This is a genomic window from Acinetobacter lanii (assembly GCF_011578285.1).
Lineage (GTDB): Bacteria > Pseudomonadota > Gammaproteobacteria > Pseudomonadales > Moraxellaceae > Acinetobacter > Acinetobacter lanii.
This window is the reverse complement of sequence record NZ_CP049916.1, coordinates 1449236-1463907: the sequence shown is the minus strand read 5'-3', so window position 1 is coordinate 1463907 and position 14672 is coordinate 1449236. Positions and strand designations below refer to the sequence as shown.

The 14672-nt window shown below is 40.3% G+C and carries 9 protein-coding genes and 2 pseudogenes; 6 read left to right on the top strand and 5 right to left on the bottom strand.

Going from position 1 to position 14672, the window contains the following annotated elements:
- Positions 1–95: 95 nt before the first annotated feature.
- A complete protein-coding gene (locus tag G8D99_RS06745) occupies positions 96–1259 on the top strand; it encodes a hypothetical protein (RefSeq protein WP_166323790.1) in 1164 nt (387 codons plus the stop codon).
- 9 nt (positions 1260–1268) lie between these two features.
- Positions 1269–2138, top strand: a complete 870-nt coding sequence (thiM, locus tag G8D99_RS06740; protein ID WP_166323788.1) for a hydroxyethylthiazole kinase — start codon at positions 1269–1271, stop codon at positions 2136–2138.
- A 125-nt stretch (positions 2139–2263) separates the two neighbouring features.
- Here the strand turns inward: thiM and G8D99_RS06735 are convergent, their stop codons facing one another.
- The 4 genes from G8D99_RS06735 to G8D99_RS06720 form a co-directional block, all read right to left on the bottom strand.
- Positions 2264–2806, bottom strand: a complete 543-nt coding sequence (locus G8D99_RS06735) for a hypothetical protein (RefSeq protein ID WP_166323786.1) — start codon at positions 2804–2806, stop codon at positions 2264–2266.
- A gap of 113 nt (positions 2807–2919) precedes the next feature.
- Positions 2920–3288, bottom strand: coding sequence for a 5-carboxymethyl-2-hydroxymuconate Delta-isomerase (locus G8D99_RS06730; RefSeq protein WP_166323785.1), 369 nt, complete (start codon positions 3286–3288; stop codon positions 2920–2922).
- Between the two features lie 44 nt (positions 3289–3332).
- Positions 3333–5048: an AAA family ATPase gene (locus G8D99_RS06725; protein WP_166323784.1), complete on the bottom strand. Its 1716-nt coding sequence runs from the start codon at positions 5046–5048 to the stop codon at positions 3333–3335.
- A 79-nt stretch (positions 5049–5127) separates the two neighbouring features.
- The gene (locus G8D99_RS06720; protein ID WP_166323783.1) at positions 5128–7407 is read right to left on the bottom strand and encodes a hypothetical protein; all 2280 of its coding nucleotides are present in this window, start codon (positions 7405–7407) and stop codon (positions 5128–5130) included.
- Between the two features lie 403 nt (positions 7408–7810).
- On the opposite strand from G8D99_RS06720, the pseudogene G8D99_RS06715 reads away from it, so the two are divergent.
- Positions 7811–8651, top strand: a pseudogene (locus G8D99_RS06715) (SDR family oxidoreductase).
- Positions 8652–8748: 97 nt separating this feature from the next.
- Positions 8749–9722: pseudogene (locus G8D99_RS06710) on the top strand (alpha/beta hydrolase).
- A gap of 114 nt (positions 9723–9836) precedes the next feature.
- Here G8D99_RS06710 and G8D99_RS06705 read toward each other — a convergent pair.
- Positions 9837–11009, bottom strand: a complete 1173-nt coding sequence (locus tag G8D99_RS06705) for a helix-turn-helix domain-containing protein (RefSeq protein ID WP_166323782.1) — start codon at positions 11007–11009, stop codon at positions 9837–9839.
- Between the two features lie 456 nt (positions 11010–11465).
- Here G8D99_RS06705 and exaC point away from each other — a divergent pair, with 456 nt between their 5' ends.
- The gene (gene exaC / locus G8D99_RS06700) at positions 11466–12977 is read left to right on the top strand and encodes an acetaldehyde dehydrogenase ExaC (RefSeq protein WP_166323781.1); all 1512 of its coding nucleotides are present in this window, start codon (positions 11466–11468) and stop codon (positions 12975–12977) included.
- A gap of 258 nt (positions 12978–13235) precedes the next feature.
- Entirely contained in the window at positions 13236–14672 is a 1437-nt protein-coding gene (eat, locus tag G8D99_RS06695; protein WP_166323780.1) for an ethanolamine permease, read from the top strand.

Below are 14672 nucleotides of genomic sequence, written 5' to 3'. Positions count from 1 at the left end.
ATGGCATTAATGCTTAGGCTATTTATTGTTGCGTCAGGGACATTCGACCTGTGTATAATCAAAACCATTCTCTTCTGTCGATTTTTTCTTGTCCTATGCAACTTCAAATTCTGCAAAAACAACTCGATGAAAGTACACGTTGCCCGCTATGTCAGGCGGCTATGCACTGGATTGAAGCAGAACAATATGAGCAAGGCATTTTCTTTCATGAATGTCACCATTGTCAGCATCGTGTGTTTCAAGATCAGCGCCACAATTGTCACTGTGAAAAATGTCAGAGCAATCGTAAAAAGATTACCCAAGAAACAGCACGCCAAGAACAGCGTAAAATCAGTGCGCGTAAAAAAGAAAATTTTGAATATGAGCTGACCCAACTCAGCTTTATGCATAAGCTGTTTTTATTGAGTATTTTAGATCAGCAAGTGCAAGAACATCATCGGTACAATGAATTTATCGATTGGGAACAGATTAAATATCACACCATTACCCCCAATTATTTATTTCAACACCATCTACTCAAACAATTGGTCAAAGATCAGGTCTTGGTACCAAAAGATTTCTCGGATGAAGTGCATCAGTATTACATCAATGTACGTTTAGACGGCTACTCTGAGCCGAGTGTATATAGCATCACCCAACAACTTAGACATTTATTTTTTGAAAACTTAACCCAAGGTATTCCCTTTAAAGATGCTGAAGAAGTTAAATCAGCTTTATATATGGTGCTGTATCAGGAAATTGTGCAATTTGCACAACATTACTGCCGCACATGGGGTATTCAAATTGCAGGAAACCATGCCTTTCAAGCCTTTTGTTTCCGTTTACTTGATGTATTGGCGGTTGGACAAATTTATTATCTGATTCAAAATGCCTTGGAATATTTATATAAAAGCAAGGCCTTGCAAGCGCGTAATGAAAATTTCATCAACACCAATTTGCTGAAAAAAACCTTGCAACAGTATCGTGAAAAATCTTTAACAGAAAAATGGGAAACCTCAACCCTGCCTCGTCCAAACAATATTCCGTTTAGTCGCATGAGCGAAATTCTGTTGTTTAAATTTTTAGGTTATGACGAGAGTATCTTTTTTCATCCGATTCGCCACGCTTGGAAAAGAATTGAACCTCGTCTAAACTTTTATTCTCAAAAGCGTTGTATGCACTGTGGTTCGAGTGATTTAACCGTAGAATATGATGCCAACGACTATGTGTCCTTGCTGTGCAGAAACTGCAAACATCAAGATCATTATTTTACCCGCTAAGGGATTGCTATGAATCATCCAGAATCATTAAATACTTTGAATATTGAGCATACTCAATTGGATACAAGCACAATACTTGAACATGTGATTCAAGCGTGGACTGCACTGCAAACACAGCAGCCTTTGGTGCAATGCATCACCAACAGTGTTGCTGCCAATTATGCAGCCAATATTTTGCTCGCAGCGGGCGCTTCCCCTGCGATGATTGATAATCCCTTTGAAGCGGAAAGTTTCACTCAAATCAGTGGCGCTTTAAGTATAAATTTGGGTACCCCGACCACTGAACAAGTCCAAGCCATGCAGATTTCTGCCAAAACGGCGCATACCCATCAAGTGCCTTGGGTACTCGATCCTGTCGGTTATGGGCCTGTTTTAAAATGGCGCTCAGACATCACCGATGAATTACTACAATTTAAACCGACTGTTATTCGTGGCAATGCCTCTGAAATCAGCACCCTTGCAGGCAACCAAGTCGAGTCTAAAGGCGTCGACAGTACGTTAAACAGTGCTGATGTTTATGCACAAGCTCAAGTATTGCTCGAGCATGCAGAATGTATCGCCATTTCAGGTGAGTCGGATTTTATTGTGTCCAAAGCGTGGGATGCGGTGATTCAAGTCAATGGCGGTAGTTATTTACAACCGAAAGTTACGGCGACGGGCTGTGCATTGGGTGCCTTGATTGCAGCTTATACTGCCGTAACTCCCCCAACAATCGCTTGTATTGCTGCCCATGTGCATTTTGCTATTGCGGGTAAACTCGCTTTTGAAAAATCACAGAGTGTAGGCAGTTTTAATGTGGCATTTATCGACCATGTTCACAGTTTAAATGCAGACAGGATTGCTGAATATGCCGATCTTCAAATCTTAAAAAGCCGTTAATTTAAAAAAATAGATGAATATTAAAAAATCGGTGCATATTAAAAAACAGCTGAGATTAAAATAGACTTAATCCTCAAAATAAAAAGCCAATCAACTCTGATTGGTTTTTTATCATGTTTTTCATCTTAATTTGACAAGATGTGTTTGAGATTACCTTCTTTGTAATAAATATTGGCAATCTTTGGACAATGGCTATCGGTCATTTCAATTTCGACTCTGCTTTGCTCATTATGAGCATGCATCACAATTTCATAGCGCTGAGATTTAGACAGTCGATTTAAATCATAATTTTGAAACTTAAACTCTTGCGAATCGGTAAAAATATTAAATTCAAGATTACAGATGCCATTTATATCGGCACGGCACTGATTATCTTTTGAAATCAGTTGTACCAATTCATCCGAAAAATAATGTTTGAGTTGTGCATTATTTAAATCGGTCACCTTGATTTGATTCATATAAATATCATTCAGAAGCGCTTGCACTGATTTACACTTCATCTCATCTTGTTTATTTAAACCCGCTTGATGATTCACTGATGCATCTTGGACAGGATGATCTTGTGCTTGCTTGGAATCACAGCCAGATAAGACCCAAAATGTACTCATCACGGCGATGAACATGAGTGACTTTATGGGTTGTATTGAAGTGCCTGTCTTATTTTTCATTGTCATCATTCTTATTTTAAGTGCATCTTGAACGCGATATTCAGCCTATATTCGCTCAAGACACACCATCGATTAATCTAAACTCAGACTGATATCAGCCTTAATTGAACATTTTAAAGTTTAATCGCCACTTTACGATAATCTTCTCTTGGCATTTCAGTTAGTTCAACGCAAAGCTGAACCGTTAAATCTTTTACTTGATAAGCTTTAAAAGCTTCAAGTGCTGAAATCAGTGCATCCGCCATTTTGGTTTTCTGCTCTGCTGTACGTCCGGTTAAAATCGCTAAACAGACATGAATGTATGCCTGCCCAGTTTCACCAAATCCAATTAAAAAATCAGCATTGGCACGCGTACGGGTTTTGATTTCATCGGGATGCCCAATAAAGCCTGTATCAAATAAGGCTTGATTCAAATCCATCATCAAGCGTTGAGCATCTAAGTTTTGAATATTGTTTGAATACTCAACAATCATTTGTGGCATAACAATAACCGTGTATTAAAAATAGAAATAGAAACCAATAATGCTTACTCGATATAGAGCAATGCCAAACGCACTTGGTCATAACCCATACGAGGACTGGTGGCTTCCACAATTGGACGCAGTTTAATTACACCATCTTCAGAAAAGTTTTCAGGACTCTTACGCTTCATCAACTTTTTATAGATTTTTCGCACTTGTTCAACGACTTCATCGCCGGGATGGGCAACCGAAATATCCAAACCTTGCTCACGATGCAATTTTGCCAAATGATTGATAATAGTTGCAGGCGTTAAACCACGCTCCACCGCAATGTCCTGAATTTCATAGCCACTTAAGAACAATTCTTTGGTTTCATCTAAGGTCGCAGTGGCATAGCTTTGTTTACCGGCATTCTTGGCAATTTTCTTTTCATTACGCTGAATTTCAGTCTCATTCAAAGTACCGCCGCAATGACGAATAAAGGCTTTATGCTGTGCGTCTAAATTAATATCTGCAAAATGTGCTTCAGCTTCCGCAGAGAGTTCCTGAAAACGTCGATCCGCCTTAATCGCTAGGCTGTCTAATTCCAATGCCTGCTCGTTAAAGCCTAATAAACGTAAACCATCAATCGATTTTAAGCGCGACAATGCCACATAGCCCTGACCTTTTTCAAAGGTATTGGCGAGATTAATTTCAGCAGCAGCTAAAGTCATTCCTTGTGATTTATGAATGGTAATTGCCCATGCCAAACGTAACGGCACTTGCGCAAAACTGGCAATAGTCTTACCAGCATCATTGTCGACTGACCATGTTTCAGGCTCAACCAATAGCACGGTACCATCGGTTAACTTCACTTTAGGCAAGATGCCGTGATCATCGACTTCTTCAAAACCAATCACTTCGCCTAAGCTACCGTTGATATAGCCCATATCAAAGTTGTTTTTTACAAACATCACTTTGGCATGTTTTTTCAGAGTTAATTCTTCAGGCGCACGCACAGAGGATTTTAAAGTTTCAATCAGTTTTTCATTACCATCCATTTGCGCACAGAACTGATGACCATCGCCATCAATTTCATTTAAATGCCGAAAGTTAATACTGTCGACATCCATATTGTGGGTATACAGACGTGTATAGGTGTCCCCAATATCTTGCTGACGGGTTTTTTGTAGTGCTTCAATATGTTGCTGATTAATACTTTGGGAGCGAATCGCATTGAGAATGTCATTTAAAGCAGAATCATCCTGACGATGCTGCTCTGTTAAATAACACACCCGAAACTTGGCTTCGACCCATGCTTGCGACATAAAACAGAATTTATCTCGGTTTTTTTCATCATTACGCCCTACAGGCGGTAACTGAAAGAAATCTCCGGCGGCAATCACTTGAATGCCGCCAAAGGCCTCATCCGATTCTTTAAAAAATTTTAAGACTTGATTGACCAAATTCAGTTGCTTGGCGTGTAACATTGAAATTTCATCGATGATCAATACTTGGGCATTTTCTAAATGCTCTTTTAAGTATTTGCGTTCTTTCATGCGCTTTAAGTCATCATCTGACAAAACGTCTTTAATACCAATACCTGCCCAAGTATGAATGGTCATGCCATTCATATGCGTCGCTGCGATGCCTGTCGATGCGGTAATCGCCACAGGAACTTTTCGTGCTTTTAAATAATTGATGTACTGATTTAAGGTATAGGTTTTCCCTGCACCGGCAGAACCTGTCAAAAAGACACTTTCACCCGCTTTCATTAACTTCAGTGCAGTTTCTTGCTTCATAACAACTTTAACCTTATCAGATGGCACATAGCCTAACGATTTTTCGCTGAAAAGTTAAGTTTAATCATCATAATCCTGATTATTGTAGCTTCGGTTCTTTAAAATCCCAGATCAGATGCTGATTGACCTTTTGAATAAATTCCAATGCGTCCAGTTGAATCGCGCGATTGGGAATTTCGTTATTGGGTAAGCGCAATTGATCAAAATGCAATTGTTCGAATTTAAAATAACACCCCAGTGTCAATTGGAGCTGTTCATTGTCTAGATGGGTCATATGAAAAGCCACATATTCGCCATCAGCGATACGCTCAGTATAGGACAAAGCCAAACAATGCTTATAATTGACTGACTCATGAATAATCTGCTCTAAGCTATTCAACTCAACAAACTTCCAACGCTCCGTAAACATGATTTTTTGCGGGGAAACTCTGCGCCACGAATCTTTATGAATACGTTGCCGTAGTTTAGACAAAGTATCTTGAAAATCGATTTGTTGATGCCAACGCACCGCTTGCTGATATAAGCCTGTCCAAGTGACGTTTTTGGCCAGAGTATCGTAATGATAAAAATAATCGACCAAATAATCTGCCACATAAGAATCAAACACACTGGTCGATCGATTAAACTGCAACGCAGGATGCTTAAAATGTTGGCGAAATTCATCTGCATTCAGTTGATGCTGATGTAAGACCTGATAAAACTTTGGATCTTGCTGTAACTCAGGTCGTATATACGGAATCAGCGACTCTGGTAAATCTTGAATGATGTTCTGTAAAAACAGCATATACGCCTGCATTACACGGAACAAACGCTGATAGACCTGTTTGGCAATGCGTGGATCATCTTGAGCAAGCAAAGCCAATAGATGTAACCACTCTTCGATATATAAAATCGAATCTGAGATTTCAATCCGATGTGATCGTGCTGTATGGACTGTGTTTGACTGATGATTAAGCGGAATATTTGTAAGGTTGTTGGCATGCGTGTCGAGTTGAGCCTTTAAAAGCGGCTCTTGACTGACAAATTGCTTAAGCTCTTCTACAGGCGCTTGAATTTGATCTTGGATAAGGTTTTGATCAGTATCTTGAATCACTTGCTGGTTATGATTGTGTAGCTGTATCTGACTATTTTTAAGCGCATAAGGATGCTTGTCATAGGCAACCGATGCCTGTGCATTAGGGTGATTAAAATCAAACCAATGTTCTTTTTTGGAAAATTGAAAGCATTCTTGAATTAATATTCGACCTGTAATATTTTTAAAATAAAGCAAAGTTTCAAGGATCACTTGCGGATGAATATGATGAGTATCTGTAAAGCTTAAGGCGGTTACAGCAATACGCACATTGATATCATCCAATTGACTGGCTACCCAATCAATCACCAACGTATCTTGTTTAAACAGCCAATTGACGGTGCGATTAAAATAAAACAATGGAAATTGAGTGGATAGCCGTTCATCCCAATATGCTCCACCCGCTTGAGTAAACTGTTTCTTGGCAAAAATATCGGAATGTTGCCAGAAGCCACGTTTAATCCAACGACTAAATCCTAAAACATGCGGCTGCTGTTTGGCATGTTGTACTAGGAGCTGAAAATCCTCTTGATGGTGTAACAATTGCGCCAAGCTAAAATGGTCATCGAAACGAGTTTGAATCATGCGATACACATCGGGGGGAATCAGTTGATCTGCTGAAAAACACAGTTGGTCATATTCAATCATCGCCTGCTGAACATTCAGGAAACTATCACCCAAAACAGAGTTGACTAAACTCAAGTGCTTAAAATTCAGCTCTACAAATAAGGGAATACTGATTCCTGATGCGGCAAACTCAGTTAAATGCGCTTGTTGGTAATACCCTGCCTCAATCATAATCTGATCAAGTTGCTCAGCTTGTTGCTCGGTCAGATTATATAAATACTGCTCAATCCGATTTTCACCATCGATCCATTGAAACGCTTCTTCGACCAAAAGTTGACGAAACAACTGCACTTTGCTTTGTAAAAATAACGGATGTTGTGCTTTTAAATCCCCCATCAAAAAACTGATGTCATTAAAAATAAAATCGGCAATTTTTTGTACATTAATATTAGGATAGGAACAATGACATTGAATAAATGGCATAGCCAATGATGAATCGGTCGATTTTAAATCATCGTGAAACTTCACCTGAATTAAACCGTCAGCGATGAATAATTGATGATGCTCAGCATCGATGTGAAACAAGTTTTGCGGGGTAAGCGACCACAAATAAAACCACTGATCTTGGAAAATCTGCTTCAGTACATTGGAGTGATCCAGCAACTTTTGTGCTGTTTGTTGATGATTCTGCATTTGGGTGTTTTGCACATTCAGATTCATAACAATGCCTTAAAGCAAGACCTGATTTTAAAAAAGTGGATGAATCTTAACATTATTCTAAAATTTAAGTGAATTGCAGTGCATGTTGTGTAAATCCAAAAGGCATATTTCTGCTAAACAAATCATATTCTTGATCAATACAATCTTATCTTTGGCTTGATGAGCTGGAGTATAAAATCACTTTCTCAAGTCAGCCCGCCACGCTTGGTCTATACCTCTTCAATATCAGAACTTTGCCATCACATCTTTGTTATCCATATATCCTATTCATGCAGCCTATTCATCTATTCGATTCATCATGTTTGACAATTTTTATTGTCATCTTCTACCACTGTGTCTATATTCAATGTAAAGCCGTTCTGAACTTAATCACAAGATAACAATATCAATGAAAAACGATGGAATGAACACCATGAAAATAGTCGTGATTACCGGTGCTAATACAGGCATAGGTTTTGCCACCGCCCAAGCCTTTATTCAAGACGGACAGCATGTGATTCTTGCCTGCCGTAACCCACAAAAAGCCGAACACGCCCGTATCGAATTAGAAAAACTCGGCACAGGAAAAGTTGAAGTGATCGCGCTTGACCTGAACAGCTTGCAGAATATTCAAGACACAGCCAATTCATTACTGCAAAAATATGAAAAAATTGATGTGCTGGTGAACAATGCCGGCATCATGACCCCGAACTTAGAACGCACTGAAGATGGCTTTGAAAAGCAAATTGGGGTGAATTATTTGGGGCATTTTTTATGGACCCTGAAACTGCTCCCTGCAGTTCAAAAATCTGAGGCAGGTCGAATTATTAATCTTGCATCAATGATGCATTTGATGGGTTCGATTCAACTCGATCAATTCCGTGCCGATGACGTTCACAAATATAACGGCGTGATCCGTTATGGTAACAGTAAATTGGCAAACCTATTATTTAGCCATGCTTTGGCGGAAAAATTAAAAGGCACGAGCACCACCAGTAATGCACTTCATCCAGGTGGGGTTGATTCAGAGATTTACCGTGAATTACCCAAGTATCAATATAAAGTCATTAAATTATTTTTAATCCCCCCGAGCAAACCTGCTGAACTGATCAAAAAAAATGGCCTTAGATCCCGCTTGGGCAAAACGTAATGGCGAATATGTCAGTTTACAAACCCCTGCGATTCAATCCCGTAAGGCAAAAAATAAAAAACTTGCCCATGAACTGTATGATGAGACTTATGCCATGCTGAAAGATTATTTATAAAGATTCAGCACATCTATACTCTGGTTCAATAATTCATTCTATCTTCATCAGAAAAGACTGAGAGTGGCTCGTACATCCAATAGAGGACATCAAAGCTATGAATTTAATCCAAGATGATCAGGTGCATCGGTATCAACCTGATGTTTTAGGAGAAGGTTATGAACAGTTGACCCTTGATTTTCCAGATGATGAGGAAGGAAAAGTCATAGCAACATTAGTGCGTAAAAAAGCGCCCCAAAGCACACGCAAAGCGGTTTTATATATTCATGGGTTTATTGATTATTTCTTCCAAACTGAAATGGCGGAACAATTTAACCAACACGGTTATGATTTCTATGCGCTTGATTTACGTAAATACGGACGTTCACATTTAACCCATCAAAGATTATTTTATGTCAAAGATTTAAGAGAATATGATGCTGAAATTACTGAAGCATTGAATATTATTCAAAGCGAACAGCATGACGCAGTATTACTCTGTGGCCATTCAACCGGGGGTTTGATTACAACTTTATATGCCGCACATCACCCTGATCATCCTTTGATTAAAGCACTGTGGGCAAATAGCCCTTTTTATGACTTTAATATGAATGTGCTGAAGAAAAAATTGCTGTTGCCACGGATCAGTTGGTTAGGGGGAAAATATCCAAAGCTAAGATTCCCCAGTGAACTGAGTCCATGTTATGTACAAAGTTTGCATCAGACCATGCAAGGCGAATGGAACTTTGATTTAAACTGGAAACCAACTGAATATTCCAAAGTATACTTAAGTTTTATTCATGCGATCTATGAAGCCCAAAAAGAAATTCATCGTGGCGCTAAGTTAAACGTTCCTGCTCTGATTATGCATTCAGATCGAACCACCGCACCGAAAAAGTCAACAAAAATGCCTACAGCAGTGATGTGATTTTGAATGTCAAACACATCAAAAAATACGGAAAGAAATTACAAGGTGATGTCAATGTAATGACAATTAAACAAGGGCTGCATGATTTGGTCTTATCACGTTCGGATGTTCGTCATCAGGTCTATAGCAAATTATTTGCATGGTTAAATACCAAGCATCTTTAAATAGTAGGATCGAATAGTCAGTTTGAATAAGCTACTTCTCTCAGCTCATTCTTAAAAAAAGCGCTAGCTAGATTTAGCTATAAAAAATAGATTTGAGCGGTGTGTATCTTATCGCTATTTTTGAAAATGGATTAATCGTTGTTGGGCTGGATGATGTTCAGGAATTAATTCCATCAATCGCTCAACCGCATCAATCGCTTGAGGACAGCGCGATAAATGCCTAAACAATACATCGGTCTGCTGTGTTTCAAAGATTGCATTGCTTAAACGGGATTCCAAACAGTCTCGCCATGCACAGAGAAATGGGCTCTCCGTCTTGGCTAAAAACACGCCTGAGCATAGAGTTAGAGCCGTTTCGATATAACCTGCATTTAAAGCTTGCTCAGCTTGTAAGAAATCAGCGTCAATTTGATGGTTCAAACGATACGGTCTTGAACACAACATTGAACCTAACATTTCGCGCAATTGTGACATTTCCGCTTTTAAGGTGCCTAAACTCACCTTGCGTTCACCATAAAGCGCTTGATGTAGATTTTCGAGATTCAAGCCTTGTGGGCACAGTGCCAAAATACACAAAATTTCAATTTGTCGTGGCGTGAGCACCACGATTTTCCCATTAAACAGCACTTGCGGAATATGAAATGAACGGATAAACAGGCGCTGTTGCTGAATCGTCAGCAGTGAAGTTTGAATAATCGACGCACAACGCTCTGCTGCCAAAAGCCCTAAGTTATTGTGTTTTTTCCAAGTGGTCGATAAATCAATCACCCCTATCATTTGCTTTGAATAGGGATCGATAATCGGTGCAGCATAACAAACCCAATCTTGGATCGAACGCATATAGTGTTCGTTGGAAAATACACAACTCGATTGTTGGGTTTTTAAAGTGAGTGCTAGAGCATTGGTCCCGACCAACTCTTCACGCCACTGTCCACCCTGTACAAAATGCACTTTTTCAGCCGCATTTTGCATGGCACCACTGGCTGCACTCCAAATAATGGTACTGCCCACATCCCCTACGGCGATCACCATCGAAGACTGTTCAGCAATATGTTTCAGTTCCTGTTGGCACTGATCAACGGCCTGATTTAGGCTACTCGAAACACTAAATTTTGTTAATAACGGTGCTGCATCACGCTCATCCGGAATGTGCGCAGATTCAGAGCGCTGCCATGAACTTAAAATACTGTCACCGAGTTGCCGTGCTTGATCCATTGAGACACTGCTCTTTTGTCTAAACTGCTCTATTTGATGACGCTTTTGTAATAATGCCTGCTTGCTTAACATTTTTAACCGTCCTTCATTGTGTGTGCATTGCTTCCCTAATCCAATGGATTTTTTTCATTTTTCTATCTTTTATTGTTATTTTTATCTGCTTAATCAACCTTCTAACGCACTGAAATTCTAAAAATTAAATTCATTAAACTTTGATCTATACAATCTCTAAGAAGCAAATAACTTTAATTCATCCACTTTTCATAGTGATCTTTTTCGAGCATATCGCAAAGCTTTTTTCAATGAAAGCGCAAAAAATACCATGCAACATTCCAGTAACATTTTCCTTTTAAAACAAAGACAGCCAAACTATTCAAACTGACATCTATCTAATCATTCCACACCCTTAGTCAATACGCCTACCTTTTACCTACCTTTGCATTTATATGCTCAGATCAAGTATCAGGTTATCACATGGCACTGTCTGCTCAATTGAATGCAGTGCCCAATAAGTAAAGGGAAATTCTTATGCGTTATGTCGATCCAAACCAACCCGGTTCAAAAGTACAATTTAAAGCCCAATATGAAAACTTTATTGGCGGAAAATGGGTGCCACCAGTTAAGGGTGAATATTTTGATAATATTTCCCCAGTTGATGGTAAAGCTTTTACTAAAATTCCACGTTCTTCTGTCGAAGACATTGAACTTGCGCTCGATGCTGCTCACAAAGCAAAAGACGCTTGGGGCAAAGCATCACCTACCACTCGCTCGAACATCTTGCTGAAAATTGCAGACCGTTTAGAAGAAAATTTAGAACTGATTGCTGTGGCTGAAACATGGGACAACGGTAAACCTGTGCGTGAAACTTTAGCAGCTGATATTCCACTGACCATCGATCATTTCCGTTATTTTGCAGGCTGTATTCGTGCTCAAGAAGGTGGCATCTCTGAAATTGATGAAGACACCATCGCTTACCATTTCCATGAACCTTTGGGCGTCGTCGGTCAAATCATTCCATGGAACTTCCCGATCTTAATGGCGGCATGGAAACTTGCCCCAGCTTTGGCGGCCGGCAACTGTATTGTACTCAAACCTGCGGAACAAACCCCTGCTAGTATTTTGGTGTTAGTAGAACTCATTCAAGATTTACTGCCTGAAGGCGTACTCAATATTGTCAATGGTTATGGCGTTGAAGTCGGGCGTCCATTGGCAACGAATCCACGTATTTCCAAAATTGCATTTACAGGCTCTACAGCAGTGGGTCAAATGATCATGCAATATGCCACTGAGAATATCATTCCTGTGACTTTAGAGCTCGGTGGTAAATCACCGAATCTGTTCTTTGAAGACATTATGGATAAAGATGATGAATTCTTAGACAAAGCCCTCGAAGGTTTTGCGATGTTTGCCTTAAACCAAGGTGAAATTTGTACCTGCCCTTCACGTGCCTTAGTTCAAGAAAGTATTGCCGATAAATTCTTAGAAAAAGCGGTAGAACGGGTTAAACGCATTAAGACTGGTCACCCTCTTGATACCGACACCATGATCGGCGCACAAGCCTCACAAGAGCAACAAGACAAAATCTTGGGGTGTATTGCCACAGGTCGTGCTGAAGGTGCACAAGTTTTAACAGGTGGCGGTGAACGTCATGAAGTTGGTTCAGGCTTCTATATTGAACCGACCATTTTCAAAGGCAACAACAGCATGAAAACTTTCCAAGAAGAAATTTTTGGACCTGTCCTTGCGGTAACCACTTTTAAAGACTTTGATGATGCGATCAAAATCGCCAATGACACCATTTATGGTTTAGGTGCCGGGGTGTGGTCACGTTCAGCACATACCTCATACCGTGCAGGTCGTGCGATTCAGGCTGGTCGTGTATGGACCAATTGTTATCATATCTACCCTGCCCATGCAGCCTTTGGTGGGTATAAAAAATCAGGCATCGGTCGTGAAAACCACAAAATGATGCTCGATCATTATCAACAAACCAAAAACTTGCTAGTGAGCTATTCACCGAAAGCGATGGGCTTTTTCTAACTCTTTTTCATTGATACATCTCGTAGCGGATATTGCGACTAGCAAATAAAAGTCTCAATGCATACGGTTAAGCCTTTAGCCGTATGCATTTCCCCTCTACCTTGCATCATTAGAATTTATTCTGAAAATTTAAAAACAACTGATAACAAAAAATGAAGTCTTCCTCACTTCAGTCATTACACGGATGTGCGATCTGATCATTGGTACTGAAATTGCATTAGCCCACAGATCAAGCAAAACAATACATTGGAGTTCAACATGACAGAAATTCGTAGTGATCGTATTCTACCGACCTCGCATTCCGATATTCAACAACAATATTTTGAAAAGCGACAACTGAAACAAGGTGCTGTTGGATGGCTGCTCTTGGTCGGCTTGGGCGTGGCTTATGTAATTTCAGGTGACTTCGCAGGCTGGAACTTTGGTTTGGCCCAAGGCGGTTGGGGTGGCATGTTTATCGCCACTGTCTTTGCTGCGATTATGTACCTATGTATGTGTCTTTCAATGTCAGAAATGTCGACCATGCTCCCGACTGCAGGCGGTGGTTATAGTTTTGCCCGCACTGCTTTTGGTCCTTTAGGTGGCTACCTCACAGGAACAGCGATTCTAATTGAATATGCAATTGCCCCTGCTGCGATTGCCTGCTTTATTGGCGCCTACTGTGAGTCCTTATTTGGCATAGGCGGGTGGATGATCTATCTCGCATGCTACGTGGTGTTTATGGGGATTCATTTGGTAGGCGCCGGTGAAGCTTTAAAAATCATGTTCTGTATCACGGCCATTGCCGCTGTGGCATTGATCGTGTTTATCGTTTCCATGATTCCGCATTTTAATAGTGCCAATTTATTTAATATTTCGGTGACTGATAAAGCCGGTGCAAGTTCATTCTTACCGATGGGCTATATTGGCATTTGGGCGGCCGTACCTTATGCGATTTGGTTCTTCTTAGCGGTTGAAGGTGTGCCTTTGGCGGCTGAAGAAGCCAAAGACCCAACCAAATCATTACCCCGTGGCCTCATTGGTTCAATGCTCATTTTAGCGGCATTTGCCATATTAATACTCTTCTTAGGCGCAGGTGCTGCAGGTGCAGACTCACTGAAAGCATCAGGCGCACCTTTGGTCGATGCGCTTAAAGCGGTCTATGGTGAAAACACTTGGCTTGCAAGCTTCGTCAACTTTGTCGGTCTTGCAGGTTTAATCGCAAGTTTCTTCTCGATTATCTATGCCTATTCACGTCAAATCTTTGCCTTGTCTCGTGCCGGCTACTTACCAACTTCGCTGTCACTCACCAACTCAAATAAAGCGCCTTATTTAGCGATTATTATTCCGGGCATCATGGGTTTTTTATTATCTTTAACAGGCGAAGGTGACCTACTGATTCTCATGGCTGTTTTTGGTGCCACCATTTCTTATGTCTTAATGATGTTGTCGCATATCAAACTTCGTATTAGTCGTCCTGAACTGCATCGCCCTTATAAAACACCGGGTGGTATTGTGACGTCTAGTATTGCGCTTGTTTTAGCATTGATCGCAGTCATTGCAGGCTTCTTGGTGGATCCTAAAGTGTGGTTTATGGCTGCGGGCATTTATGTCGCATTTATCGTGTACTTCTTGGTCTACAGTCGCCACAAATTGGTGAAAGGTACACCTGAAGAAGAATTTGAAGCGATTCGTCAAGCTGAACAAGAGCTTTAA